The 26,906-nt window shown below is 62.0% G+C and carries 25 protein-coding genes and 1 tRNA gene; 7 read left to right on the top strand and 19 right to left on the bottom strand.

Features of this window, described 5'->3' with window-relative positions:
- The first annotated feature begins 53 nt into the window (after nucleotides 1-53).
- Genes EB230_RS19895 through dprA form a run of 4 tightly spaced genes read left to right on the top strand, consistent with a single transcriptional unit; the run spans nucleotide 54 to nucleotide 4,077 of the window.
- The gene (locus EB230_RS19895) at nucleotides 54-1,019 is read left to right on the top strand and encodes an aspartate carbamoyltransferase catalytic subunit (RefSeq protein WP_056576916.1); all 966 of its coding nucleotides are present in this window, start codon (nucleotides 54-56) and stop codon (nucleotides 1,017-1,019) included.
- Nucleotides 1,016-2,302 carry a dihydroorotase gene (locus EB230_RS19890; protein WP_056576913.1) on the top strand — a complete coding sequence of 429 codons (1,287 nt, stop codon included), beginning with the start codon at nucleotides 1,016-1,018 and terminating at the stop codon, nucleotides 2,300-2,302. Before EB230_RS19895 ends, EB230_RS19890 begins: the two co-directional genes overlap by 4 nt.
- A gap of 57 nt (nucleotides 2,303-2,359) precedes the next feature.
- The gene (gene plsY / locus EB230_RS19885; protein WP_056576910.1) at nucleotides 2,360-2,947 is read left to right on the top strand and encodes a glycerol-3-phosphate 1-O-acyltransferase PlsY; all 588 of its coding nucleotides are present in this window, start codon (nucleotides 2,360-2,362) and stop codon (nucleotides 2,945-2,947) included.
- Nucleotides 2,944-4,077: a DNA-processing protein DprA gene (gene dprA / locus EB230_RS19880; RefSeq protein ID WP_172373706.1), complete on the top strand. Its 1,134-nt coding sequence runs from the start codon at nucleotides 2,944-2,946 to the stop codon at nucleotides 4,075-4,077. Before plsY ends, dprA begins: the two co-directional genes overlap by 4 nt.
- A 9-nt stretch (nucleotides 4,078-4,086) precedes the next feature.
- Here the strand turns inward: dprA and EB230_RS19875 are convergent, their stop codons facing one another.
- The 5 genes from EB230_RS19875 to EB230_RS19855 form a co-directional block, all read right to left on the bottom strand.
- Nucleotides 4,087-4,299 (bottom strand): hypothetical protein, encoded by a 213-nt coding sequence (locus EB230_RS19875; protein ID WP_056576903.1) that lies wholly within the window; start codon nucleotides 4,297-4,299, stop codon nucleotides 4,087-4,089.
- Nucleotides 4,300-4,332: 33 nt separating this feature from the next.
- Nucleotides 4,333-5,115: a trehalose-phosphatase gene (gene otsB / locus EB230_RS19870; RefSeq protein WP_056576900.1), complete on the bottom strand. Its 783-nt coding sequence runs from the start codon at nucleotides 5,113-5,115 to the stop codon at nucleotides 4,333-4,335.
- Nucleotides 5,115-6,881 (bottom strand): trehalose-6-phosphate synthase, encoded by a 1,767-nt coding sequence (locus EB230_RS19865; protein ID WP_056576897.1) that lies wholly within the window; start codon nucleotides 6,879-6,881, stop codon nucleotides 5,115-5,117. The genes otsB and EB230_RS19865 overlap by 1 nt, the downstream gene beginning before the upstream one ends.
- A 108-nt stretch (nucleotides 6,882-6,989) precedes the next feature.
- Nucleotides 6,990-9,152, bottom strand: coding sequence for an amylo-alpha-1,6-glucosidase (locus tag EB230_RS19860; protein WP_155772424.1), 2,163 nt, complete (start codon nucleotides 9,150-9,152; stop codon nucleotides 6,990-6,992).
- A gap of 42 nt (nucleotides 9,153-9,194) precedes the next feature.
- Nucleotides 9,195-10,256, bottom strand: a complete 1,062-nt coding sequence (locus EB230_RS19855) for a glycosyltransferase family 4 protein (protein WP_056577422.1) — start codon at nucleotides 10,254-10,256, stop codon at nucleotides 9,195-9,197.
- Between the two features lie 206 nt (nucleotides 10,257-10,462).
- Here EB230_RS19855 and EB230_RS19850 point away from each other — a divergent pair, with 206 nt between their 5' ends.
- From EB230_RS19850 to EB230_RS19840, 3 genes are all read left to right on the top strand, one after another.
- Complete coding sequence (locus tag EB230_RS19850; protein ID WP_244494139.1) at nucleotides 10,463-10,921, top strand: hypothetical protein; 459 nt, start codon at nucleotides 10,463-10,465, stop codon at nucleotides 10,919-10,921.
- A gap of 147 nt (nucleotides 10,922-11,068) precedes the next feature.
- Nucleotides 11,069-11,144 (top strand) — tRNA-Lys (locus tag EB230_RS19845).
- Nucleotides 11,145-11,407: 263 nt separating this feature from the next.
- Entirely contained in the window at nucleotides 11,408-11,896 is a 489-nt protein-coding gene (locus tag EB230_RS19840) for a BA14K family protein (protein WP_056576891.1), read from the top strand.
- A 97-nt stretch (nucleotides 11,897-11,993) separates the two neighbouring features.
- Here the strand turns inward: EB230_RS19840 and EB230_RS19835 are convergent, their stop codons facing one another.
- The 14 genes from EB230_RS19835 to EB230_RS19770 form a co-directional block, all read right to left on the bottom strand.
- A complete protein-coding gene (locus tag EB230_RS19835; RefSeq protein WP_172373702.1) occupies nucleotides 11,994-12,470 on the bottom strand; it encodes a DUF6882 domain-containing protein in 477 nt (158 codons plus the stop codon).
- Between the two features lie 31 nt (nucleotides 12,471-12,501).
- Nucleotides 12,502-13,995, bottom strand: a complete 1,494-nt coding sequence (gene glpK, locus EB230_RS19830; protein WP_172373699.1) for a glycerol kinase GlpK — start codon at nucleotides 13,993-13,995, stop codon at nucleotides 12,502-12,504.
- Between the two features lie 91 nt (nucleotides 13,996-14,086).
- A complete protein-coding gene (locus EB230_RS19825) occupies nucleotides 14,087-15,811 on the bottom strand; it encodes an ABC transporter substrate-binding protein (RefSeq protein WP_056576883.1) in 1,725 nt (574 codons plus the stop codon).
- Between the two features lie 79 nt (nucleotides 15,812-15,890).
- Entirely contained in the window at nucleotides 15,891-16,184 is a 294-nt protein-coding gene (locus EB230_RS19820) for a DUF2160 domain-containing protein (protein WP_171883309.1), read from the bottom strand.
- Entirely contained in the window at nucleotides 16,181-17,101 is a 921-nt protein-coding gene (locus tag EB230_RS19815) for a carbohydrate ABC transporter permease (RefSeq protein ID WP_056576877.1), read from the bottom strand. The genes EB230_RS19820 and EB230_RS19815 overlap by 4 nt, the downstream gene beginning before the upstream one ends.
- Before the next feature lies 1 nt (nucleotide 17,102).
- Entirely contained in the window at nucleotides 17,103-17,969 is an 867-nt protein-coding gene (locus tag EB230_RS19810) for a sugar ABC transporter permease (protein ID WP_056576874.1), read from the bottom strand.
- A complete protein-coding gene (locus EB230_RS19805; protein ID WP_172373697.1) occupies nucleotides 17,970-19,037 on the bottom strand; it encodes an ABC transporter ATP-binding protein in 1,068 nt (355 codons plus the stop codon).
- 10 nt (nucleotides 19,038-19,047) lie between these two features.
- Nucleotides 19,048-20,127 carry an ABC transporter ATP-binding protein gene (locus EB230_RS19800; RefSeq protein WP_056576869.1) on the bottom strand — a complete coding sequence of 360 codons (1,080 nt, stop codon included), beginning with the start codon at nucleotides 20,125-20,127 and terminating at the stop codon, nucleotides 19,048-19,050.
- 41 nt (nucleotides 20,128-20,168) lie between these two features.
- On the bottom strand, nucleotides 20,169-21,695 hold the full coding sequence (gene glpD, locus EB230_RS19795) for a glycerol-3-phosphate dehydrogenase (protein ID WP_172373695.1): 1,527 nt from the start codon (nucleotides 21,693-21,695) through the stop codon (nucleotides 20,169-20,171).
- 126 nt (nucleotides 21,696-21,821) lie between these two features.
- Entirely contained in the window at nucleotides 21,822-22,589 is a 768-nt protein-coding gene (locus EB230_RS19790; protein WP_172350404.1) for a DeoR/GlpR family DNA-binding transcription regulator, read from the bottom strand.
- Between the two features lie 118 nt (nucleotides 22,590-22,707).
- Entirely contained in the window at nucleotides 22,708-24,129 is a 1,422-nt protein-coding gene (locus EB230_RS19785) for an aspartate aminotransferase family protein (RefSeq protein WP_172373693.1), read from the bottom strand.
- A gap of 209 nt (nucleotides 24,130-24,338) precedes the next feature.
- On the bottom strand, nucleotides 24,339-25,070 hold the full coding sequence (locus tag EB230_RS19780; RefSeq protein ID WP_056576858.1) for a peptidase: 732 nt from the start codon (nucleotides 25,068-25,070) through the stop codon (nucleotides 24,339-24,341).
- Between the two features lie 32 nt (nucleotides 25,071-25,102).
- Nucleotides 25,103-25,894, bottom strand: coding sequence for a transglutaminase family protein (locus EB230_RS19775; RefSeq protein ID WP_056576855.1), 792 nt, complete (start codon nucleotides 25,892-25,894; stop codon nucleotides 25,103-25,105).
- Nucleotides 25,895-25,901: 7 nt separating this feature from the next.
- Nucleotides 25,902-26,843: an alpha-E domain-containing protein gene (locus EB230_RS19770; RefSeq protein WP_172373692.1), complete on the bottom strand. Its 942-nt coding sequence runs from the start codon at nucleotides 26,841-26,843 to the stop codon at nucleotides 25,902-25,904.
- Between the last annotated feature and the right edge of the window lie 63 nt (nucleotides 26,844-26,906).

Genomic DNA, 26,906 nt, shown 5'->3' with positions numbered 1-26,906 from the left:
CGAAAGCTGGTGCTTGCGGGCGCAAAATCCGCACCCTATAGCAGCCCCTTGAGATGACCGACGCTTCGTCCCTGCCACTCTATCCCCACCGCCATCTTCTTGGCATCAGCGATCTTTCGCCGGCCGATATCGAGCTTTTGCTCGACAGGGCGGACAGGGCGGTCGCGATCTCGCGGCAGTCCGAGAAAAAGACCTCGACGCTGCGCGGACGCACCCAGATCAATCTCTTCTACGAGGCCTCGACCCGCACGCAGTCTTCGTTCGAGCTGGCCGGAAAGCGGCTCGGCGCCGATGTCATGAACATGTCGGTGGCGAGTTCTTCCGTGAAAAAGGGCGAGACACTCATCGATACCGCGATGACGCTGAACGCCATGCGGCCCGACATCCTGATCATCCGCCACCAGTCGGCGGGTGCCGCCGCTCTCCTGGCGCAAAAAGTCGGCTGCTCGGTGGTCAATGCCGGCGACGGGGCGCATGAACACCCCACACAAGCGCTGCTCGACGCACTGACCATCCGCCGCGCCAAGGGTCCGCTGTCGAAGCTGATCGTGGCGATCTGCGGCGACATCCTGCATTCGCGCGTGGCGCGCTCCAACATCATGCTGCTCAACGCGCTCGGGGCGCAGGTGCGGGTGGTGGCACCTTCGACATTGCTGCCCTCCGGCATTGACAGGATGGGCGTCATCGTCACGCGCTCGATGGCCGAGGGCCTGAAGGACGCCGACGTGGTGATGATGCTGCGCCTGCAGCGCGAGCGGATGGAGGGCGCCTTCGTGCCTTCGGTGCGCGAATATTTCCGCTATTTCGGCCTCGACGCCGAAAAGCTGAAGGCGGCCAAGGACGACGCACTGGTAATGCATCCCGGCCCGATGAACCGCGGTGTCGAGATCGCCTCGGAAATCGCCGATGGCCCGCAAAGCGTCATCCAGGAACAGGTGGAGATGGGCGTCGCCGTTCGCATGGCGGTGATGGAAGCGCTGCTTGATCCTCGTCGTAATCAAGAGGGTCGCGGCGCATGAGCACGACGGTCTTTGAACGCGCCCGCATCGTCGACCCCTCGCGCGGCATCGACGAAGTCGGCTCGGTCATTGTCGATGGCAGGAAGATCGTTGCCGCCGGCAAGGCGGCGTTGAACCAGGGCGTGCCCGGGGGAGCGACCGTCATCGACTGCGCCAACAAGGCGATCATCCCCGGCCTGATCGACGGCCGCGTCTTCATCGGCGAGCCTGGTGGCGAGCATCGCGAAACCATCGCTTCGGCCAGCGTTGCAGCCGCGGCCGGCGGCGTCACCTCCATCGTCATGATGCCCGATACCGATCCGGTGATCGACAATGTCGCGCTGGTCGAGTTCGTGCTGCGCACCGCCAAGGACACGGCGATCGTCAACGTCTTTCCGGCGGCGGCAATCACCAAGGGCCTCTACGGCCGCGAGATGACGGAATTCGGCCTGTTGCGCGAGGCGGGCGCCGTCGCCTTCACCGATGGCCGCCACACCATAGCGAGCGCGCTGGTGATGCGCCGGGCGCTGACTTATGCCCGCGACTTCGGCGCAACCATCGTGCATGAGACGCAGGATGCCGACCTCGGTTCGTCCGGCGTCATGAACGAAGGCCTGTACGCCAGCTGGCTCGGCCTCTCCGGCATTCCGCGTGAGGCCGAATCCATTCCGCTGGAGCGCGATCTGGCTTTGGCGCGGCTGACGCGCGGTTCCTATCACGCGGCAAAGATCTCGACTGCGATGGCGGCGAACGCCGTGACACGCGCCAAAACCGACGGCGCTGCCGTCACCTCGGGCGTCTCGATCCACAATCTGTCGCTCAACGAAAACGATGTTGGTGAATACCGTACCTTCTTCCGCCTGACACCGCCTTTGCGCGCAGAGGAAGACCGGCTGGCTATGATCGAGGCGGTCAGGGACGGCACGGTCGACATCATCGTGTCCTCGCACGATCCGCAGGATGTCGACACCAAGCGCCTGCCCTTCGCCGACGCCGCGGCCGGAGCCATCGGATTGGAGACGTTGCTTGGCGCGGCCTTGCGGCTCTACCACAATGGCGATGTGCCGCTGCTGCGTCTGATCGAAACCCTGTCCACCGCGCCCGCAAGGCTGTTCGGATTGGCCGGCGGCACGCTGAAGCCTGGCGCTGTTGCCGATCTTGCCCTTGTCGATCTCGACGAACCCTGGATCGTCAGTGAAAGCGGCATTCGCTCGCGCTCGAAAAACACCTGTTTCGAAGGTGCGCGCCTGCAAGGCAAGGTCTTGCAAACGCTGGTCGCGGGCCGCACAGTATACTCGGTATAGAACCGGTAACAGGCGTCGCACCTGATCCGGCTTGCCGGGGGAAATGCGGGGGAAACAATGACTTACGGCCTGATCCTGGCATTGGTGTTCGGCTATCTCCTGGGCTCGATCCCATTCGGCTTGCTGCTGACCCGTGCCGCCGGTCTCGGTGACGTGCGCAAGATCGGCTCGGGCAACATCGGCGCCACCAACGTGCTGCGCACCGGCAACAAGGGCCTGGCCGCCGCGACCCTGCTGCTTGATGCGCTGAAGGGCACGGCTGCCGTGCTGATTGCAGGCCATTTTGCGCCCGAAACGGCGGTCTGGGCCGGCCTCGGCGCCTTTCTCGGCCACCTCTTCCCGGTCTGGCTGGGCTTCAAGGGCGGCAAGGGCGTCGCGACTTATCTCGGTGTGCTGATCGGCCTTGCCTGGCAGGTGGCGCTGATCTTCGCCGCCGTCTGGCTGGTGATGGCCTTCCTGTTTCGCTTCTCCTCGCTGGCGGCTCTGACGGCGGCCGTCGTTGTGCCCGTTGCTCTCTATTTCATGAGCGCACCGCAAACAGCCGTCCTGTTCGTGGTGATGAGCATCATCGTCTTCATCAAGCACAGGGCGAACATTTCGCGGCTGCTTGCCGGCACCGAGGGCAAGATCGGAGCCAAGGGATGAGCGAGCCGGCCGCCGGGCCGCGCCTCAGCGACCGGCAGCGGCTGAGCTGGCTGCGGCTGATCCGCACTCAGAATGTCGGCCCCGCGTCCTTTCGCGACCTGATCAACCGCTTCGGTTCCGCCGAAGTGGCGCTGGAGATCTTGCCGGAACTGATGATTTCGGGCGGCGCCAGCCGGATCGCCCGCATTCCCTCGATCGCCGAAGCCGAAGCCGAGCTGGAGGCAGCTCGCAAGGCTGGCGCGCGTTTTGTCGGCATCGGCGAGCCAGACTATCCATCCTTGCTGAGAACTATGGATAATCCTCCCCCGCTTTTGGCGGTCAAGGGCAATGCCGCTGTGTTCCGGTTGCCGGGGGTTGCCATCGTCGGCGCCCGTAACGCATCGCTGGCCGGCATAAAGATGGCGCGCAAGCTGGCGGCCGATCTTGGCGGCGACGGCTACGGCATCATCTCCGGCCTGGCGCGCGGCATCGACACGGCGGCACACCAGGGCAGTCTGGCGACCGGCACGGTGGGTGTGCTCGCCGGGGGCCTCGACCTACCCTACCCGCCTGAAAATGCAGGCCTTTGCGAGGAGATCGCCGCGCGTGGCGCCATCATCTCAGAAATGCCATTCGGCTGCCAGCCGCGCGCCCAGGATTTTCCACGCCGCAACCGGCTCGTCGCGGGGGCTGCCCTTGGGCTGGTGGTGGTCGAGGCGGCGCAGCGTTCAGGCTCGCTGATCAGCGCCAGGCTTGCCGGCGAAATGGGCAGGCTGGTCTTTGCCGTGCCCGGCTCCCCGCTTGATCCGCGCGCCGCAGGCTGCAACGGCCTGCTCAAGGACGGCGCCACGCTGGTTACCGAAGCATCGGATATTTCCAGGGCGATCGCACCGCTGACCGGGATGCGGGCGCCTGATGTGCCACCGTTTGAGGACCCGCCCGACTTTTCGGCCACCCCGCCGCCCGGGGAAAGTGACCGCGCCCGCGTCACCGAGGCGCTCGGCCCGACGCCGGTGTCGGTCGACGAAGTCATCCGCCACACCGGCCTGCACCCGGCTCAGGTTTTCATGGTATTGCTGGAACTCGACCTTGCCGGTCGGCTCGAACGCCATGCCGGCGGCAATGTTTCGCTGGTTTTCGGGGACGGTTGAGCGCAACGATCAATGGTGCTTGCCGCCCTTCTCCACGGTCTCGGCATAATCCGTTGTGTTGGCTCCAAACAAATCGCTCTCGACAGCCTTGCGCCAGACTGCGTCGGCATCTTCGGGACGAAACGGCTGAGCTGCCGTGCTGGCGTCACGGCTTTGCGGTTCAGAGCGCCGCCACAGCCAGTCGGGCATGATTTCCCGGATGAGGCTGGTCAGTTGGGTCATTGCAAACTCCTTCAATACTCGGGAGTGGCCGGTTCATTTGGCCATTGCAGCTGGCGTGCCTACAGTCTCGCGTCTGCTCATCCCGTCCAGCCAGGCCAAGGCCGCATCTACGCCGGCCAGCGCAAAAGGTGCCGCTGTCGATCCATACGGCTTTATGCGAACCGAAATGCCATCCAATTCGTTGACAACCTCGAACCCGTTCTCGTCTGAAGTATCGTCGCCGAGGAACACCGGTCGGCGCCCCCTGAAAGCCGGAATTTGCATGAAGCGTCTGATGGCTGCTCCTTTCGCCGCCTCCAGCGGCATCAGTTCCACACCGGCATTTCCGGCCAAGACCCGATATCCGGCAGGCAACTTGTCCAGCGCCTGTTCGACCAACCGCGTCGCGCGCCGCAGCAGATGCGGCGCCGCGCGTGTATGAATGGCCAGGATCGGACCCTTGCGTTCGATGTAGACGTCCGCATTGTCCAGTTCCGTCGCGATTTCTTTGGCAAGCGCTGCAATGTCGGCCGGTTCGACGGCCGCTTCGACCGGACCATCGCGCGCCAGCCTGTGCTCGAGGCCATAAAGCCCGGCGGCGCGCAATCTGAGGGGCTGGAAGAGATGGTCGACGGCGGCGATCGGCCGTCCCGTGATGAACGCCAATGCTCCGTCCAATTGCGCTTCGAGCTGTGTCAACAGCATGCGCAACTCCTCACTGACAACCACCGCATCGGGATGCGCGGCATGTTCGAGGAGCGTGCCATCGATGTCGAGGAACAGGCTCCATGGACCCTTCGGGACGGCGGGTTCTGGGAGGTGTGTCGACATCGACATCACAGCGCCGCCACGCGTCTGCGATCAAGCAACGATATCACATTGCCAGGGGGCGCCGGAGCGACGCCGACGGCACGATCGACCGCATCACGCTTGCGCAGGCGCGCGGCATCGAGAAGCATGCTGCCCGCCCACCGATAGACATTGTTGTCGCGCACGATCTCGCGCATGCGTCGCATGCGCTGGAGTTGCTCGTCCTCGGACATGGTCAGGGCCTGCAGCAAGGCGTCGCCCATCATCGCCGCGTCATAGGGATTGACGATCAGTGCCTCCAGCAGCTCCTTGGAGGCGCCGGCGAACATGCTGAGCAGCAGCACACCCTGTTCATCCTCCCGCGCCGCGACAAACTCCTTGGCGACGAGGTTCATGCCGTCATGCAGGCTGGTCACCATGCAGACATCGGCCGCACGGTAGATTTCGTAGACCTGCTCTTGAGAGTGATGTTCCGTCACCATCAGAACCGGCGTGTAGCCTTCGCGACCATGGCGCTGGTTGAGATCCTCGGCATGGCGCAGGCATTCCTCGTACAATTGTTGATAGGCGGGAAGAGTGCCGCGGCTGGGCGCCGCGATCTGCAGGAACGCCACCTTGCCGATCCATTCCGGATGAAGCGTCAGCAGTTCATCGAGTGCATTGAAGCGATCGAGGATACCCTTTGTATAGTCGAGACGTTCGACGCCCACGCACAGTTTGACATGTTCGGCCAGGCCGAATTTCTCGCGAACCTGCCTACGGCATTGCGCCACATCAGGCAGTTTTGCCAGTTGCGCCGGCGGCCATTCGATCGAGATCGGATAGGCATGAACCAGGCTGATCTGGCCGCCATAGGAGATAGCCGAGTCCTCGCGCTCGATCCTGCTCTCCAGGAAACGGTCGACGCTGTCGATGAAGTTGTTGCAATGAAACTGGGTGTGAAAGCCAACGATCGAACTGCCGAGCAGGCCCTCGAGAATCTTCTCGCGCCACGGGCAGATGCTGAACACCTCCGAATTGGGCCACGGAATATGCCAGAAGGTGATGATAATCGCCTCGGGCAGGCGTTCCCGGATCATCCGCGGCAGCAACGCGAAATGGTAGTCCTGGACCAGCACGATCGGCCGCTCGTTGCGGGCTTCCGCGACGACGGTGTCGGCGAACTTGCGGTTGACCGCCTCATAGGCTTCCCAATCCGAGGCGCGGAATATGGGCCGGGTGAACGCGATATGGCATAGCGGCCAGAGGCCTTCATTGGCAAAGCCGAGGTAATAACCTTGCTGTTCTTCCTCGCTCAGCCAGACGCGGCGCAGCGTATAGGAAGGATTGTCGGGCGGCACCTCGATCCGATCGTTCTTGTCGACCACCAGCGCGTCGGCCGAACCGCCGCCATAGGCTATCCACGTGCCCGCACAGGCGCGCGTGATCGGTTCCAGGGCGGAGACCAGGCCACTGGCGGGTACGACCAGTTGGATGTCGTCGCCCTCGCGGTTGTGGATATATGGCTCGCGATTTGAGACGACGATCACCTGGGCATCGGGAAGTTCGGTTGCCAGGATATGACGCAGAGTTTCGGGTGACCACTGCACCAGTGCCGCGGCCGCCGACTGCCCATTTTTCTCGAATTCCGGCAAGGGGCTGCGAGCGGCTTCAACCGCGGCGGCAATCCTGCCACCCTTGCGCGTCCGCACTTTCATCGTCACCAGCACAACAGCCAGGACGACGACAACTGCAAGAATGAAGATCCACAACGCGAATACGGGAACGGCCATGTACGAACTGTTGTCGGGCATTGAAATCGATTACCTTTCAATGGGATGCCGAAACAACTGCATCTAATGGAGCTTCGGCGCCCATAGCGTGGTGGTCAAACGTCCATGGCGCATGATGGTTCCGATTTTTCAGCTCCTGACCACGAGCGGCACAAGCCCCTCATGCGGCTCCGCAAGGAAGGCACCGACGCGATCTCCCACGCGCTGGAACGTCAGATCCACCGCCGCTCGCCCCACCGAAAGATGGCGAATGACGAGGCTGTCGATGCCGATCGGCAGGCGCGGCCGGGTCACATGGATCTCGCCTGTCCAGCCATCGATCTGAAGGCCAAGGCACGACTGCATGAGCATGAAGGCGGAGCCGGCGGACCAGGCTTGCGGCAGGCAAGCCACCGGATAGGCAATCGGCGCTTCGCCGGCCGCGCGCGTGAAGCCGCAAAAGAGTTCCGGCAGCCGCATGTTGAAATGAACAGCGGATTCGAAGGTGCCGCTCATCAGCCGCACAACGCTGTCGCGAATGCCGTATCGCGCAAGTCCGGCTGCGCAGATCGCCGTGTCGTGCGGCCAGATGGATCCGTTGTGATAGGACATCGGATTGAAGAAGATCGCGTCGTCCGCCAGCGTCCGCAGCCCCCAGCCGGAATGGAACGAGGCCGACAGCAACTGGTCGGCGACCATGCGCGCTCGATCCGGTTCGGGAAGGCCGACATAGAGCAGGTGACCGGCATTGGATGTGCGCACCTTGCACGGTTGGCCGTCGCCATCCAGCGCCAGTGCATAGTAGCCAAGCTCCTCGATCCAGAAATGGCGCTCGACTTTTTGGCGAATGGCGTCGGCGCGTATTTCCCAGCCTTCCGCCCGTTCCGCTTCGCCACGCAGCCGTGCCAGTCTCGCCAGGCCTTGGAATGCCGCAAAGACATAACCCTGCACCTCGACCAGCGCGATCGGCCCTTTCGGGATGCGGCCGTCGGCGTGGAAGACGGAATCGAAACTGTCTTTCCATCCCTGGTTGGCAAGGCCGGATTCCGCGGCACGCTGGTAGGTGAGGAATCCCGTCGAACGGCTCGCCGTCTCGATCCACTCAGCCGCGGCGCACAGTGAGGGCCACAGCTCATCGATGAAGGCCGTGTCTCCCGTGCGGTCCGCATAGGCGCAGGCAAGATGGATATAGAGCGGCGTGGTGTCGACGCCGCCATAATAGCGCCCGAACGGCAGTTCGCTGAGCGCCACCATCTCGCCCTTGCGCGTCTCATGCATGATTTTGCCGGGTTCGGAATCGCTGAAAGGAGAGGTCTCGGTCGCCTGGTGCTGGGCGAGAAACGCCAGAACGCCGCGCGCCAGGCCAGGATTGAGCCAAAGCATCTGCAAGGCTGAGATCACGCCATCGCGACCAAAGGCGGTGGAGAACCAGGGAATGCCGGCATAAGGATAAGGCCCGGTCGCCAGTTCCGTGGTGAGCAGCGCGACATCGGCGCGAGCCCGCGCCATCCAGTCATTGAAAACGCGGCCCGAACTGTGCAGCGTCGCGCCATGCCGGCGTTTGGCACGCATGCCGAAGCGAGCACGGGCGGCGGCAGCGCGAAACCGCTGGCTTTCGGGACTGGCATCCGTCTCGTTGCCCACTTCCACGTAAAGCGTCTGGCTGCTGCGCTTGGTGACGGCGATGACGAAATCCGCCCGCTCCGACGTCAGTTGATCGGGCGTCTGCGAAAATGAAATCGCCGATGTCCGCACCACGCTGTCCAGGCCTTCGTAGCGGAGCACGACCGCGCTCCTGGCGATCTCGGCCGTGTGGGCGGTTCCGCGCTTCGAGCGGGTCGAGCCACGAACTTCGAACATATCGCGAAAATCGGCCGCAAAACGCAGCGACAGCAGGATCGTCGAATGCTCCCGGCTGTAGTTGGACAGCGTTATGCGCTCATACAGCCTTTCCTCCCACAGCAACCGGACGCGCTCGATATGGATAGCGCCTTGCGGTATCTGGCGACCCGCGGCGCTCTCGATCGGGAGATTGGTGAGGTTGGCGGTGAACAGCACATTGTCCTGGCTGAGCGACGCGCCAAGCAACGACGTCGACCGCCCGCCAACGGTGAGGCGAAATTCGGAAAGCACGCGCGTGTCGTCGCGGAAGAACCCGTCGCCGACACCGCGTATGTCGCCATAGGCGTCGGCTACGGCGAAGCAGTCACCATGCTTCAGCGCGAAGAGACGATGCGGCTCCCTGGGCGCGGTTTCGTCCAGGGAAGCCAGTGCTATGGCAGGATCAAGCTTGCGCTCGTCGAGATGGGTTATGGTCAAAAGATCGTCCCGTGCTGGTTTCGAACGGGTGAAGGCCTACGAAGCTCTGCTTTGCTCATGGCCGTTGTTCAGCCGCGAATAGGCCGCGACATAGTCCCTGGCCATCCTGTCGGCTGAAAACCGCCTTTCGAACACCGATCTTATGCGCCGCCTGTCGAGTTGCAGGAGAGCCGGCATCGTGGCGACGGCATCTTCGATTGTTTCGACGACGAAGCCGGTAACCCCATGGTCGATGATCTCGGGCATGGCGCCGCAACTCCAGGCCATGACCGGGGTTCCGCACGCCATGGCCTCGATCACGGCAAGGCCGAAGGGTTCGGGCCAATCAATGGGAAACAAGAGGGCGGCCGCGTTGCCAAGAAATGCGCTCTTCTGGTCCTCGCCAATCTCGCCGACATATTCGACCCTGTCGCCATCGATCATCGGCTGGACGACTTCCTCGAAATAGGCGCGATCGCCATCGCCGACCTTGGCCGCAAGCTTGAGTTTCAGCCCGGTGCGGCGGGCGATCTCTATCGCCCGGTCCGGACGCTTGTCGCGCGACATCCTGCCGAGAAAGGCGAGATAGCCGCCGTCCGCACCTGCCTCGAAATCGGGCGCGTAGAGATCGACGGGCAATCCGTGATGAATCGTCGCCAGCCAGTTCGCGGACGCGAACCGCGCCCTCTGGCTGCGGGATATGGAAATCATAGGAAACCGTGGAAACCGGTCGTAGGCTTGTGCGAGGTCGGCGTAATCCAACCTGCCATGCGGCGTCGTCACCGTACGTTGCGGCATCTCTCGGAAGAACGGGAAATGCAGGAAATGGCTGAGATGGAAGTGGATGACGTCGAAATCGTCGGCCCGCTTCCTCACTTCGTCGAGCATCGATAGATGCGCCGCGATCTCGGATTTCAGTGGACGCGGATCAAGGCGAAGCGCCCGCTCGCGACATGGCACGAGCCTGGCGGAGGTCTTCGTGTCGCCACTGGCGAACAACGTGACATCGTGGCCGAGCGCGACGAGAGCCTCGGTCAGGTAGGAAATGATGCGCTCGGTGCCGCCATAGAGCCTTGGCGGCACGGATTCGTATAGTGGCGCGACGTGGGCGATCTTCATGGCCCGGCCTTCCCTCGATGAGCTGGTGATGCAGCGGAAATGCCTCAGCCGCGGGATCGTTCCGGCCTCATTCATAGATGCGTCAAATGGTCGGGAGCATTTGATGTTCGATCGAGCCGCCCTATTTCATTTTGGCTGCCGAGTTGCACTAGCTTAAGGAGGCCTAAGTGCAGGAGCCCAGGGATATCGCGGCTCGACGCCTGAGCATGATCATCGAGCAATATGTCGAGGCCAGGAAACGGCGTTATGGCTTCGTATCGACGGATCAGGCTGCCAGGGTGATCCGCAGGATGCTGAAACCAGCTGACCCAGCCCTGTCCGATCGCAAGCTCGACGACATGGTCGCCGCACTCGCGGTGAAGAACGGCCTGGCGGTGGTCTTCGATCGCGGCGCCAGGGGACCGGCTGATAGCGCCGAGGCGGACCTGAACAGAAAGGAACCGACCATGCGCGCACCAACGGAGACTCCGGATGTTGCCGGCGCGGTGGATGCCATTCTGGGCGCTCAGACCGCTGCGCTTTCCCAAACCACCCCACTTTCGATGAGCACCGTGATCTCACAGCTGCGCGAACGGACCGGCACCACCCGATCGGACGCGGATCTGGAAGGGCTGATCGCCAAGAAGGCCGCCGTCCTGGACGTGCATCTGTCGCGGAACGGCTGAGCGATCGTAGCGCATTCCTGCGGTGCGGCTCAAAGGTCTGACTGGTCGTTGAAAAGTCTGGCTCGCGGGCGTTCTTTTCCGGTTGACCGGTCGAGGCACTCTCCCTATGTTCCGCGCAATTTCGAGGGCGGCCTTTATAGCCCGCGGGAGCGCGTAGCTCAGCCGGTAGAGCAACTGACTTTTAATCAGTAGGTCATGGGTTCGAATCCCATCGCGCTCACCATTCGCTCAACAAAAAAAACCTGCCATTATAATTCCCTGCCCACTTCGGTCACGAGCCGCAAGCTCTTGGCGAAGCAAAGGCACAGCCTTCCCGCAGCATTAGCAGCCTCCCGCAGACATAAAGGCGCAGCCCTCCCGCCGACACGAGTACAACCCGGAGAAACATTACAAATCAGCAACTTGGGATTTGGCGAGGAACCTTCGCCCATATCACCCGTTGTCTCGCCACAAGGGACGTCAATCACCCTTTCGAAGGAGAAGACCATGAATAAGATCGTAACGGGTATACTGGCGACCACACTTTCGGCTTCGTTTGCCGCGGCTGCTGTGCCTGCCAATGCAGCGCAGATGTTTGTGCCGCAGGCGGCATCGGCTTCGAGCGATGTGCAGACGGTCGATTACAAGCCGTGGATGAACAACCGTCACTTCAACCGCAATTTCGGCAATCGTCATTTCAACGGTAATCGCAACTTTGCTCGCAACAACGACGGCGGCGGCTATTGGAATGGCCATCGCGGCTATCGCGAATACCATCGCGGCTATCGCCGCCACGGCGATTATTGGTTCCCGCTGGCAGCCTTCGCGACCGGCGCGCTGATCACGGGTGCGATCGTCAACAGCGAGAACCACCGCGTATACGAGGGCAATTCCCATGTGCAGTGGTGCTACGACCACTACCGCAGCTACCGGGCTTCGGACAACACCTTCCAGCCGAATTACGGCCCGAGGCGGGAATGCCGTTCCCCTTATTGATCCAAGCGTGTTGGTGTAACTGAAAAGTGCTGAGTAAAGTCCGCGCCGGCAACGGCGCGGACATCTCGTCGATTGGTCAAGACGAACAGTTTTCGCATCACCTTGCCCACTCGATTGTCTTAAGCATCAGATAAAGACCCCCGCCGTCACTGCCGGGGCATCGATAGATCCCCAACCCGTTGCAGATTCGGGACATCACCGCGCTAAGTTCCCAACCAAGCGCTTCCAGTTGATCGTCCTCATCCGTCACATAGGATTGGGCGAGTTCGTCAATGCTATTCATCTCTCCGAAGGATCGAACCTGCTTCGCATCGCTAAGGAGCCGGTCGGGCAAGTTTGAATTTGCCCAAGCCCAAAGCCAGTTACTCGCCCTGGCACTCGTGGTACCGGCAATCTGAATCTCGGCGACAACCTTGACGGCTCCGTCCTGCGAGAAAAAAAGCCTACCGATCGTCAGATCGTAGTCGTAACGTGACCAGTGGCCGAGACGAAACTCCTTCGCCAACATGGCATTCCTGGCGGTTAGCTGTTTAAAAGCCTCGTCGCGCCAAGCATCATACCAGTCTGGCTGCATATCCCCACCCCAAGCCGTTCTGAGGCGGCTGTTATGGCACGCTCAGCGTTCGGCGAACAGCATCGCGCCAGCCCGCCAGCTTCGCGGATCGTGTCGAAGCGTCCATCTCCGGCTTGAACCGCCGCTCGAGCGCCCAGCCCTTGGCAAACTCCTTCGCCTTCGGCCAAACCCCTGCTTTCGAGCCGGCGAGCCACGCCGCACCCAGCGCGGTCGTCTCGAGGATGGTCGGGCGGTCGACGGGCGCGTCGAGTATGTCGGCCAGGCGCTGCATCGTCCAGTCCGACGCCACCATGCCGCCGTCGACCCGGAGAACCGTTTTGGCTGAAGTCCCCTTCCAGTCCTTGCGCATGGCGTCGAGCAGGTCGCGGGTCTGGTAGGCGACGGATTCGAGTGCGGCCCGCGCAAATTCCGCCGGGCCGGAATTACGTGTCAGCCCGAAAATGGCGCCGCGCGCATCCGCGTCCCAATGCGGCGCGCCAAGACCGACGAAAGCCGGCACCAAGTAGACATTCTGCGTCGGGTCGGCCTCGGCGGCCAATTGCCCGCTATGCTCGGCCTTGCCGATCACCTTGATGCCGTCGCGCAGCCATTGCACGGCCGCCCCGGCAATGAAGATCGAACCCTCCAGCGCGTAGGTGGTCTTGCCGTTCAGCCGGTAGGCAATGGTGGTCAAAAGCCGGTTTCTCGAACGCACCAGATCGCTGCCGGTGTTGAGCAGCGCAAAACAGCCGGTGCCATAGGTGGATTTCATCATGCCCGGCTCGAAGCAGGCCTGGCCGATGGTCGCGGCATGCTGGTCGCCGGCCACTCCGAGGATTCTTATCTCGGCGCCGAACAGATTCTTCTCGGTCGCTCCATAGTCATCGGCGCAATCCTTGACCTCGGGCAGCATTTTTGCCGGGATGTTGAGAATGGCCAGCAATTCGTCGTCCCAGGCGTTTTCCGCGATGTTGTAGACCAGCGTGCGCGAGGCGTTGGTGGCATCGGTGGCGTGGACCTTGCCACCGGTCAGCCGCCAGATCAGAAAGCTGTCGATGGTGCCGGCCAGCAACTCGCCCTTCTCGGCGCGCTTCCTCGCCCCTTTCACCTTGTCGAGCATCCAGGCGATCTTGGTGCCGGAAAAATAAGGATCGAGCAGCAGCCCGGTCTTGCGCGTGAATTTCTTTTCCAGCCCCTGCTTCTTCAGCTTCTGACACAGCGGCGCGGTGCGGCGATCCTGCCAGACGATCGCATTGTGGATCGGCTTGCCCGTCGCCCTGTCCCAGATGACGACGGTCTCACGCTGGTTGGTGACACCGATAGCGGCAACGTCGGATGCCTCACGACCAGCGGCCTTCAGCGCTGCCTTCATGGTCGTCGCGACACTTGCCCAGATCTCCTCCGGGTCATGTTCGACCCAGCCGGAGGCAGGATAGTGCTGGGTGAATTCCTCCTGCCCGCTGCCCACGACTTTCATCTGGGCATCGAACAGGATCGCCCGGGTCGACGTCGTTCCCTGGTCGATTGCCAGCACAAAACCGTTCATTCAACATCCTCCGCCTTGACGCAAAGAAGGGAGACGGCAACGCGCCGCCTCCCCCAATTTCACACGGGCGTGAACGCCCGCATAGACAGTCCTACTTCTGCCAGCTCTTGACCAGTTCGTCGTAGTTGATGGTCTGCGGCTTTTCCTTCTCGGTCTCGATCTTGAGCTGAGGAGCGATATTGCCCGCCTTGGCCGCGTCAGCGTTCCAGTAGGCGAGATCGTGTTCCTCGGCGAGCTTCGGCCCGATGTCGCCCTGGACGCCGGACTTCTCGATGCGGCCCATGACCTTTTCCTGCTCGGCACAGAGCGAGTCCATCGCTTCCTGGGCCGACTTGGCGCCCGACGACGCGTCACCGATCGCCTGCCACCACAGCTGCGCCAGCTTCGGATAGTCCGGCACATTGGTGCCGGTCGGCGACCACTGCACGCGGGCCGGCGAGCGATAGAACTCGATCAGGCCGCCGAGCTTTGGCGCACGTTCGGTGAAGCTCTTGTCGTGAATGGTGGAGTCGCGGATGAAGGTGAGGCCGACATGGCTCTTCTTCACGTCCACGGTCTTCGAGGTCACGAACTGGGCGTAGAGCCAGGCAGCCTTCGCCCGGTCTTCAGGCGTCGACTTCATTAGCGTCCACGAACCGACGTCCTGGTAGCCGAGCTTCATGCCGTCCTTCCAGTAGACGCCATGCGGCGACGGCGCCATGCGCCACTTCGGCGTACCGTCGTCATTCATCACCGGCAGGCCGGGCTTGACCATGTCGGCGGTGAAGGCGGTGTACCAGAAGATCTGCTGGGCGATGTTGCCCTGCGCCGGAACCGGACCCGATTCGGAGAAGGTCATGCCTTGCGCTTCCTGCGGCGCATAGGCTTTCAGCCAGTCGAGGTATTTCTGGATCGAATAGACCGCCGCCGGGCCGTTGGTGTCGCCGCCGCGCGCCGTACAGGAGCCGACCGGCTGCGATTTCTCGTTGACCTTGATGCCCCATTCGTCGACCGGCAGGCCGTTCGGGATGCCCTTGTCGCCGTTACCGGCCATCGACAGCCAGGCGTCGGTGAAGCGCCAGCCCAGCGAGGGATCCTTCTTGCCGTAGTCCATGTGGCCATAGACCTTCTTGCCGCCGACATCGCGGCCGGTGAAGAATTCCGCGATGTCCTCATAGGCCGACCAGTTGACCGGCACGCCGAGGTCGTAGCCGTACTTGGCCTTGAAATCGGCCTTGTTCTTCTCGTCGTTGAACCAGTCGTAACGGAACCAGTAGAGGTTGGCGAACTGCTGGTCGGGAAGCTGGTAGAGCTTCTTGTCCGGCGCGGTGGTGAAGGAGGAGCCGATGAAATCCTTCAGATCGAGGCCCGGATTGGTTACATCCTTGCCTTCATTGGCCATCCAGTCGGTCAGGTTGCGCACCTGCTGATAGCGCCAATGGGTGCCGATCAGGTCGGAATCGTTGACCCAGCCGTCATAAAGGTTCTGGCCGGTCTGCATCTGGGTCTGGATCTTCTCGACGACGTCGCCCTCCTGGATGACGTCATGCGTGACCTTGATGCCGGTGATGGCGGCGAAGGCCGGAGCCAGCACCTGCGACTCGTACTGGTGCGTCGTCAGCGTTTCCGACACGACCTTGATTTCCATGCCGGCAAACGGCTTGGCGGCGTCGATAAACCACTGCATCTCTTTTTCTTGATCGGCGCGTGATAGAGATGAAACGTCGCCTATCTCCTTGTCCAAAAAGGCTTTTGCCTCATCCATGCCGGCATAGGCGTTGCCCACACCGAGCAATAGCACAAGGGCAGTCGTTGATGTTAGGAATTGCCGTCGCATTGTGTTTCCTCCACTTTTCAAGGTTCAAGTGCGATCTGGAGCGGTCGCCAGCACGCGGCCGCTCCAACAGTTTCCCCCTCTATACGTAGCGGAACACGCCGATGGCGTAGACCACGGAGAGAGCGAGAGCCCACCACAGGCTGGGCCCAATCAGACCCAGCCAAGCGAGATGGATAAAGGCGCTGCCAAGCAGCGAAACGAAGAGGCGATCGCCGCGCGTCGTCTCGAAGCGCAGCACGCCGACACGCGGATTGCCGCCGGGCGACGCGTATTCCCAGACCCCCATGCCGACCAGCAGCAGCGCGATGACGATGAAGAAGGCGGCCGTCGGCCAGGTCCATGCCATCCAGGAGAAGTCGAGATTCATGGTCAAACCCTCCCCAGGGCAAAGCCCTTGGCGATGTAGTTTCGCACAAACCAGATCACGAGCGCGCCGGGGATCAGCGTCAGCACACCGGCGGCGGCCAGCAGCCCCCAGTCCATGCCCGATGCCGACACTGTGCGGGTCATGGTCGCCGCGATGGGTTTGGCGTCGGTCGTGGTCAGTGTGCGGGCGATCAGCAGTTCGACCCACGAGAACATGAAGCAGAAGAAGCAGGCGACACCGATGCCGCTGGCGATCAGCGGCATGAAGATCTTTATGAAGAAGCGCGGGAAGGAATAGCCATCGATATAGGCGGTCTCGTCGATCTCCTTCGGCACCCCGGACATGAAGCCTTCGAGGATCCACACCGCCAGCGGCACGTTGAACAGGCAGTGCGCCAGCGCCACCGCGATATGCGTGTCGATCAGGCCGAACGCGGAGTAGAGCTGGAAGAACGGCAACGCGAACACCGCCGGCGGCGCCATGCGGTTGGTGAGCAGCCAGAAGAACAGATGCTTGTCGCCAAGGAAGCGGTAGCGCGAGAAGGCGTAGGCCGCCGGCAAGGCCACGGACACCGAAATCACCATGTTCATGACGACATAGGTGATCGAGTTGATATAGCCGGAATACCAGGCCTTCTGCGTGAAGATCGTGACATAGTTGGCGATGGTTGGCGCGTGCGGATAGAGCGTCAGCGAATTGACGATCTCCGCATTGGTCTTGAAGCTCATATTGATGAGCCAGTAGATCGGCAGCAACAGCACGAAGATGTAGAGCGTCGGCACGATCCACCACCAGCGCGATTCCTCGCCGCGGCGGCGCATCCGCCTGTCGAGTTCGCTCTGCGACAGCGAACTGGCCAGACCTTCCGCGGCGGCTGCCCCGTTCATCGCATTGCGCTCGGTTCGTTCATTGGCGCCGGCCATCTCAGCGCTCCGCGTCGTAATTGGTCATCACGGTGTAGAACACCCATGACAACAAAAGGATGATGAGGAAGTAGACCAGCGACATGGCGGCCGCCGGACCGAGGTCGAACTGGCCGAGCGCCGTCTTGACGAGGTCGATCGACAGGAACGTCGTCGAGTTGCCCGGCCCGCCGCCGGTGACGACGAAAGGCTCGGTATAGATCATGAAACTGTCCATGAAGCGCAGCAGCACCGCGATCAAAAGCACCCGCTGCATCTTCGGCAGTTGGATGTAGCGGAACACCGCCCAGCGCGACGCGCCGTCGATCTTGGCCGCCTGGTAGAAGGCGTCCGGGATCGAGACCAGACCGGCATAGCAGAGCAGCACGACGAGGCTCGTCCAGTGCCAGACATCCATGACGATGATCGTCACCCAGGCGTCGAACGGATCCTGCACGTAATTGTAGTCGATGCCGAGCGCATTGACGTAGTAGCCGAGCAGGCCAATATCGTTGCGCCCGAACACCTGCCAGATGGTGCCGACGACGTTCCACGGCACCAGCAGCGGCAGCGCCATCAGCACCAGGCAGACCGGCACCCCCCAGCCCTTCTTCGGCATGTTGAGCGCGATGAAGATGCCAAGCGGCACCTGGATGGCGAGGATGATGAAGGAGAAGATGAGGTTGCGGCTCATCGCCTCCCAGAAGCGGCTGGAATGCAGCAGTTCCTCGAACCACTCCGTGCCGGCCCAGAAGAAGACGTTGTTGCCGAACGTGTCCTGCACCGAATAATTGACGACGGTCATCAGCGGGATGACGGCCGAGAACGCCACCAGCACCAGCACCGGCAGCACCAGGAACCAGGCCTTGTTGTTCCAGGTCTTGTCCATCTATGCCCCCATCTCGACACGCCAGGAATCGGCATAGATGTTGATGCCCGCAGGCTCGAACCGCACCTTCGGTTCGGCAGGAACGGCCTCGTCCTCACCGATCACGGCGGCGATGTCGCGCCCCTCCAGCCTGGCGCGCACCACCTTGTGGCGGCCCAGATCCTCGACCTTGCTGATCGAAACAGCCATGCCGTCGCGGCCGAGACGCACATATTCGGGACGGATGCCGAGTTCGACGGCACCGCCGGCCGCTTTGGGTGCGCCCGGTAATTCGATCCGCTGGGAGCCGAGCGTCGCCGTCTTGCCGTCGATCGCCACCGGCATGACGTTCATGCCGGGCGAGCCGATGAAATAGCCAACAAAGGTGTGGCGCGGCCGCTCGAAGAGTTCCGCCGGCGTGCCGATCTGGACGATACCGCCATCATACATGACCACGACCTGGTCGGCGAAGGTCAACGCCTCGGTCTGGTCATGAGTGACGTAGACCATGGTGTAGCCGAAGCGCCGATGCAGTTGCTTCAACTGCGAGCGCAGCACCCACTTCATGTGCGGGTCGATGACGGTCAGCGGCTCGTCGAACAGAATGGCGTTGACATCGGAGCGCACCAGCCCGCGGCCGAGCGAGATCTTCTGCTTCTGATCGGCGGTCAGGCCCCTCGCCTTCTTCTTCGCCCACGACGCCAGGTCGATCATCTCCAGCGTCTCGCGCACCTTGCGGTCGACATCGGCCTCCGGCACGCCGCGATTGCGCAGCGGGAAGGCCAGATTGTCGTAGACGGTCATGGTGTCGTAGATGACCGGGAACTGGAACACCTGCGCGATGTTGCGCTCCTGCGTCGACAGATTGGTCACGTCCCTGCCGTTGAACAGCAACTGGCCGTGCGAGGGATGAAGCAGCCCCGAAATGATGTTGAGCAGCGTGGTCTTGCCGCAGCCGGACGGGCCGAGCAGCGCATAGGCGCCGCCATCCTCGAAAGTGTGGTGCACTTCCCGCAGCGCGAAATCGGCATCCTTCCGCGGGTTCGGCAGGTAGGAATGCCTGACATGGTTGACGTCGATGCGCGCCATATCGCCCTCCTCAAGCCGCAAGCTTCGGCGCGGCCACGGCGCGGCCGTACTCGTCGAAGACCATGATGTGTCGCGGGTCGATGAACACCTCGACCACCGCGTCGGTCTCGAAATCGCGGATGCCGTGCGCCAGCATCACCCAGCGCACATCGGCGAAATCGAGATGGATGAAGCTCTCGGACCCGGTAATCTCGGTGATGGTGACCTTTGCCCGCACCGGCACCGCCGAGGCATTGGGCCGTTCGAGTGAAAGATGGTGCGGCTGGAAGCCGATCGTGTAGTTGCCGTCGGCGATGCCGACGAGTTCGGATGGCACCGGCAGCTTCACCCCGCCTTCGAGCAGGAAGTCGGCGCCTTTCTTGGCCAGCACGATGGTGTTGAGCGGCGGATCGGCGAAGGTCCTGGCCGTCACCAGGTCGACCGGCCTGCGGAAGACGTCGATTGTCGGCCCGAACTGGGTGATGCGGCCTTCCGACAGCGTAGCCGTGTTGCCGCCGAGCAGCAGCGCCTCGTGCGGCTCCGTGGTGGCATAGACGAAGATGGTGCCGGCGGCGGCAAAAATCCTCGGCAGTTCGGCCCGCAACTCCTCGCGCAGCTTGTAGTCGAGATTGGCGAGTGGTTCGTCGAGCAGCACCAGGCTGGCATTCTTGACGATGGCGCGCGCCAGCGCCGTGCGCTGCTGCTGGCCGCCCGACAGGTTGAGCGGTGTGCGGTCGAGATAGGGCGTCAGCTTGAGAAGCGCGGCGGCCTCGCGCACCTGGCTGTCGATCTTGCCGTGCTCGACGCCGGCCACCCTCAGAGGCGAGGCGATGTTCTCATAGACAGTCATCGCCGGATAATTGATGAACTGCTGGTAGACCATGGCGATCTTGCGCTTCTGCACCGGTGTGCCCGTGACATCATGGCCATCGAACCAGACCGAACCGGAGGTCGGCGCATCGAGGCCGGCCATCAGCCGCATCAGGCTGGTCTTGCCGGAAAGCGTCGGTCCAAGCAGCACGTTGAGCGAGCCGTGCTGAAGGGTCAGCGACACGTCGTGTATGTGCTCTACCGCACCGACTGTCTTGGTGACGTTCCTCAGTTCAAGCATGACGCCTCCTCCCAGGCTTTCTGCATCAGCTCAAAATCTCCTCATTCGGCGGCCACGACATGCCGGCGGCTTATGCCGCGCATGAATTCATCGAGGGCTGCGACCTGCTCGCGGGCGAGATGCAGGCCGCGCTTGGTCCGGCGCCAAAGCACGTCCTCTGCGGTGATGGCCCATTCGTTTTCAACGAGATAGCGAACCTCGGCCTCGTAGAGGTCGCCACCGAAATCGCGGCCGAGCTCGGCGTTTGACTTGGCAAGTCCGAGCAGAACCTGAGCGCGCGTCCCGTAGAGCCGCGTCAGCCGCCGGGCGAGGCGCGCATCGAGGAACGGATAGGCAGCCTTCAGCTTGGCAACCTGCGCATCGAAACCGGTCGCCGGGAAATCGCCGCCCGGCAGCGGCGCGTCCGACGTCCACGGCTTGCCGCGCTTGCCGAGAAAACCCTCGATCTTCTCCAGCATCGATTCCGACAGCCGGCGGTAGGTCGTGATCTTGCCGCCGAAAGCATTGACGATCGGCGCTTCGCCCTCGCCGCCCTCGGCCTTCAGCACGTAGTCGCGCGTTGCTTCCTGCGCCTTGGAAGCGCCGTCATCATAGAGCGGACGCACCGCCGAATAGGTCCAGACAATGTCCGAGCGCTTGACGGGTTGCGCGAAATACTCGCTGGCCGCGGCGCAGAGATAATCGATCTCGGTATCGCTGATCTTCACGTCGTGGGGATCGCCGGGATAATCCTGGTCCGTGGTGCCGATCAGCGTGAACTCTTCCTCGTAGGGGATGGCGAAGATGATCCGCCCATCCTTGTTCTGGAAGAAATAGGCGCGCGGATCGTCGAATTTCTTGGCGATGACGATATGGCTACCCTGCACGAGACGGACATTGTGCACATCGTTCAGGCCGACGACGCCGGAAAGCACATGATCGACCCATGGTCCGGCGGCATTGACCAGCAGCCGGGCCTTGACCTCCTCGGCCTCGCCGTTCTGCAGATTCTCGATCTTGATTGTCCAAAGGCCGTCTTCGCGGTGCGCGCCGACAACCTTCGTACGGGTTCGAATCGTCGCGCCGCGATCAGCGGCATCGCGTGCGTTGAGCGCCACCAGGCGCGCATCGTTCACCCAGCCGTCGGAATATTCGAAGGCCTTTTTGAACAGCGGCTTCAAAGGCTTTCCCGCCGGGTCGCTCGCCATGTCGAGCGTCCTGGTCGCCGGCAGCAATTTGCGGCCGCCAATGTGGTCGTAGAGGAACAGGCCGAGCCGGATCAGCCAGGCGGGGCGCAGGCCCTTGGCATAGGGCAGCACGAAGCGCATCGGCCAGATGATGTGCGGCGCGTTCTTCCACAGAACCTCACGCTCCATTAGCGCCTCGCGCACCAGCCGGAATTCGTAGAATTCGAGGTAACGCAGGCCGCCATGGATCAGCTTGGTCGAACCGGAGGAGGTTCCGGAGGCGAGGTCGTTCATCTCGGCGAGAAAAACCGAAAACCCGCGCCCCACGGCATCGCGGGCTATACCGCAGCCATTGATGCCGCCGCCGATTACGAAAATATCCCGGACTGAAGTTGTGTCCACTTAAAGCCTCCACGATTTCGCATTGCACCATTTTTGGTCTTTTGCGAAACCGTGGCGGAATTATTTCGAACTGATAACGAATGTCAAACGAAATATCACGACATCGTGAGACGGCCGTGATCAGCCTCAGCCAAGCGACGTCTCGATCAGTTGAACTTCCGCCTCCTGGCAGATCTTGCGTACCGATGCGATGTCGCAACGGTCGGTGATGAAGGTGTTGACCTGTGACAGGTGGCCGATACGCACCGGCGCGGTGCGCTCGAACTTGGTCTGGTCGGAGACCAGGATGACGTGCCTGGCATTCGCAATGATCGCCTGCGCCACCTTTACCTCGCGAAAATCGAAATCGAGCAAGGCGCCGTCGTGGTCGATGGCCGAAGCGCCGATGACGGCGTAGTCGACCTTGAACTGCCGGATGAAATCGACCGCGGCTTCGCCGACGACGCCGCCGTCCGAGCCGCGCACGACACCGCCGGCGATCACCACCTCGATCGAAGGATATATGCGCATCCTGTTGGCAACATTGATGTTATTGGTGATGACCATGAGGCCGCTGTGATCAAGCAACGCCTTGCTGACCGCCTCCGTCGTGGTTCCGATATTGATGAACAGCGAGGCATTGTCGGGAATCAGCCTTGCCGCGGCGCGGCCGATCGCTTCTTTCTCGTCCGCCGCGATCTTGCGCCTCGCCTCATACTCCATGTTCTCGATCCCGGAAGGGAACAAGGCGCCGCCATGGATGCGCGAAAGCAGCCGCTGGTCGCATAGATCGTTGAGATCCTTGCGAATGGTCTGCGGCGTCACATTGAAATGAGTGGCCAGGTCGTCGACCAGCACACGGCCATGGTCCTTGGCCATCTGGATGATCTCGGCATGGCGCGGAGACAGATACATAAGGCAAGCTCCCGTTTTCGTTTTTCTTGTCTATAAACGAAAGCGAAAGCCATGAAAAGGCATAAGCCGGCTAACAGAAATCACCTGATCGCCAAGGCAAAGCCGAAACGCAACGCCATCAAGGCTGGATCGCGCTATTCCTCGCGATTTCGGTGATGACGGCAAAAGCCGCGTCGACGTCACCAGCGGTCGTTTCGAATTGGCCGACCTGGAACCGTATTGCCACCTGGCCGTCGACCCTCGTCTGCGTCAGGTAGATACGGCCGTCGTCGTTGATCGCATTGACCAGCCGCAGATTATGCTCGTCGGCATCAGCGCTTGAAGTCGTTTTGTGCCGGAACGAAAACAGCGACAGCATCGGTTCGCTGACGATCTCGAAATCCGGCTCTCCCGCCAGCCGTGCGGCAAGCCCCTCGCTCCACGCGACATGGTTGCGGATCATGGCGCGCAGGTTTTGCAGCCCGTGGGCGCGCAGCAGGAACCACAATTTCAAGGCGCGGAAGCGCCGGCCGAGCGGCACCGACCATTCGGAATAGTTGATGATGCCGTCACGTCCGTGCGTCTTGAGGAATTCGGGCTTGATCGCCAGCGTACGCACCAGGTCTTCCGGCTGTCGCAAGAACTGGATGGAGCAGTCAAACTGTGCGCCAAGCCATTTGTGCGGGTTGAAGACGACAGAATCCGCGTGTTCGGCTCCGGCCCAGAAATGGCGATACTCCGGGCAGATCATTGCCGACCCGGCCCAGGCGGCATCGACATGCAGATAGAGCCCATGCCGGCGCGCCACACCGGCGATCGCGACGATATCGTCCGTGCCGCCGATGCTGGTTCCACCGACGCTGCCTATGATGCCGGCGGGCAGCATTCCGGCCGCACGATCAGCGACAATTACCGCTTCCAGAGCCGCTGTATCCATGGAGCGGAAACGGCCGCTGACAGGAATGCGCACCAAATTGTCCTCGCCGATGCCCGAAACCCATATCGCGCGGTCGATCGAAGTGTGCACCTGATCCGAGGAATAGACGCGCAGCCGTGCCTGCCCGGCCAGGCCCTGTCGGTTGCCTTGCCAATCCAGCGCCCGCTCGCGCATGGTCAGCACGGCATTGAGTGTCGCCGACGAGGCTGAATCCTGGATCACGCCGGAGAACCCTTCGGGCAGGCCGAGCGCCTGGCGCATCCAGTCCACGGTGCGTGTTTCGAGTTCGGTCGCGGCCGGCGACGTCTGCCAAAGCATGCATTGCGCGGCCATTGCCGACACCAGATACTCGGCCACCACCGAGACCGGCGCCGCGTTGGCCGGGAAATAGGCGAAGAAGCGCGGATGCTGCCAATGCGTCATCCCCGGCAGGATCTTCTCCTCGAAGTCGGCGAAGATCCTGTCCATCGGTTCGGCGTCTTCGGGCGGAGTGGCTTCGATGCTCCTGAAAATGTCGCCTGGATCGACCAGCGGCCGCACCGGCCGCTCGCGCAATGAATTGCGATAGTCGGCACCCCAGTCGGCGGCACGCTGCGACCATTGCCGGAACTCGTTGGTGTTCATCCTGTCCTCCCGACATGATCGCAAATCCGGCACCTTGGTCCGGCTCTCGATTCCACGCTAGTTAACATGCAAAAGATGCAACAGCTGTCGCCTGCCGCGCCGCGCCCTGAAGCGCATTGCATTTGATCGGATCGACGGCGATGCGCTTTGGGCCCTTGTTTTCATGCATGTCGTTCGCCTAGAACCGGGGGCGCTTTGGGCGACATGCATTATCCCGGGAAATCCGGCAGGCTGGCAAAAGCCGTCTTCAATGCATTCGACCAGCCATCGGAGATCGTGCGGTAATACTGGTCGTCCTGACCGATCCGCTTCTTCAGGCCAACCTTGAAAGTATCCTTCTCAAGGAACAGAAGGTCGAGCGGCAAGCCAACCGACAGGTTCGATTTCAGCGTCGAATCGAACGACACCAGGAGCAGCTTCACCGTCTCGGCCAGGCTCATGGTCCGCTCATAGGCGCGAATGATGATCGGCTTGCCGTATTTGGTCTCGCCGATCTGAAAGAACGGCGTGTCGTCGGTCGACTCGATGAAATTGCCCTCGGGATAGATCATGAACAGCCGCGGCGGACTGCCCTTGATCTGTCCGCCAAGGATGAAGGAGGCATTGAAATAGGAATCGGCCTTCTCGCCGGCGGGCGAGGAATGCGCGATCACCTCCTTGACCGTGTCGCCGACCAGCCGCACCGCCTGGTACATGGATGGCGTGTCCAGGAGCTTCTCGTGACGATCGCCGACCGCCTTCGTACGTTCGTCGAGCAGGCTGACCACGGCCTGTGTCGTCGCCAGATTGCCGGCCGACATAAGCACGATGACGCGTTCGCCGGGCTGCTCCCAGACATGCATCTTCTTGAAGGTCGAGATCGAATCCATGCCGGCATTGGTGCGCGTGTCCGACATGAACACGAGCCCGCGATCGATCTTCAGGCCGACGCAATAGGTCATGGAATCTCTTCTTGGCACTAATCCTTGCGGGATTACTGCTCCACCGTGACGGTGACCGCAAGCTGTTCTTCCGCCTGCCCCAGCCGAATTCCCGATACCGGCGAGGCATCGCGATAGTCGCGGCCGGTGGCCACCTTCACATAGCGTTCATCGGGAGAAATACCGTTGGCGGGGTCGAAGGCGACCCAGCCGAGGCCCGGGACATGCGCTTCGGCCCAGGCATGGCTTGCCGCTTGTTCGACGGCATCCATCATCAGATATCCGCTGATGTAGCGCGAGGGAAAACCCATGGCGCGCGCGGTGGCGGCAAAGATATGGCTGTGGTCCTGGCAAACCCCGGTTTTCAGCGCCAGCGCCTCTTCAGCCGGTGTCGTCGCATTGGTGGTGCCGGGCGTGTAGGCGACGCGCTCGCCGATCATTGCCATCAGCCGATGCAGCCTCTCGATATCGGTGCCCGCGCCGACCGCTTCGGCAAGATCGCGAATGCCACCGCCTATGGTGGTCAGCGGTGTCTCCTGGGCAAACAACCACAGCGGCGCGAAGCCGTGATGCGGCCCGCTAACGCCTGACGTGTCGCGCGTCACCACCTCGCCAGACGCCTCGACCGTGATGAAGTCATGGTCACCCTCGACGCTCAGCAGTCGGGTATCGTTGCCATAGTGGTCGGTAAATCGCACTTCCTCGCGCGCGCCCTCGACTTTCAGCGCCCATGACAGGACCGTCTGTGTCTGCCCGCTCACCGGAAGCAGCCGCAGCCGCTGCAGCAGATATTGCACCGGCGCGTCGTAACGGTATTCGGTCCGGTGCGTGATCTTGAGCCTCATGGCTTCCTCAATAAAACCGGTAATCCTGCGCGATCTCGTCGCCGAGCCTGGTGTTGTCGCGAATGAAGTTGGCCAGGAACTCATGCAGGCCGGCATCAAAAATGTCCTTGATCGACCCTGCCCTCAGCATGGTCTGCGTCTTCTCCGCCGTTGCGTGGCAGGCGTGACGCTCGCCGTAATCGTCGCCGAGGAACTTCAGATGTTCCGACAGGAAGCGGTAGCAGAAAGTCAGCGAACGCGGCATGCGTACGTTCAGGATCAGGTAGTCGGCGATATTGGTCGGCTTGTACTCGGCGTCGTAGACCCAGCGATAAGAGCGATGCGCCGACACCGAGCGCAGGATCGATTCCCACTGATAGTTGTCGAGCGTCGAGCCGACCCAGGAGATCGACGGCAACAGCACGTAATATTTCACATCGAGGATGCGTGCCGTGTTGTCGGCGCGCTCGACATAGGTGCCGAGTTGCGAGAAATCGAAGATCTCGTTGCGCAGCATGGTGCCGTAGAACGAGCCGCGGATCAGCGCCGTCTCGCGTTTGATCGCGTCGAGGACGCTTGGCAGGTCACGCTCGTCGATCGGCCTGGCCAGCATCCGCTTCAGTGACATCCAGGCTTCGTTGATGCTTTCCCAGGTCTCGCGCGTCAGCGCGGTGCGCACCATGCGGGCATTGTTGCGGGCCGTCTCGATCGACGACATCGTGCTCGACGGGTTCGAGGTGTCGCGCAGCAGGAAATCGGCGACATCGGCCGCCGTATAGTCAGAATACTTCTGCTGGAAGGCGACGTCGGAGCCGGCGCTGAGCAGCACCGAATTCCATTCCTCCGACGCGCTTTGCGTGCGCGTCAGCGCCATGCGCAGCCCGGCATCGACCAGCCGCGCCATGTTTTCGGCCCGCTCTATGTAGCGGTTCATCCAGTAGAGCCCGTTGGCGGTCCGGCCTAAAAGCATGTGAGGCCCTTCGGGCTAGTGAGTAGGGAATCGTGAGTAGGGAATAGTAAGCGATTGAATCTC

It is taken from the genome of Mesorhizobium sp. NZP2234 (genome assembly GCF_013170765.1).
In the GTDB taxonomy this organism is placed as follows: domain Bacteria; phylum Pseudomonadota; class Alphaproteobacteria; order Rhizobiales; family Rhizobiaceae; genus Mesorhizobium; species Mesorhizobium loti_D.
Note: the sequence above shows the minus strand (reverse complement) of the source record. Positions and strands in the feature narration are given on the sequence as shown.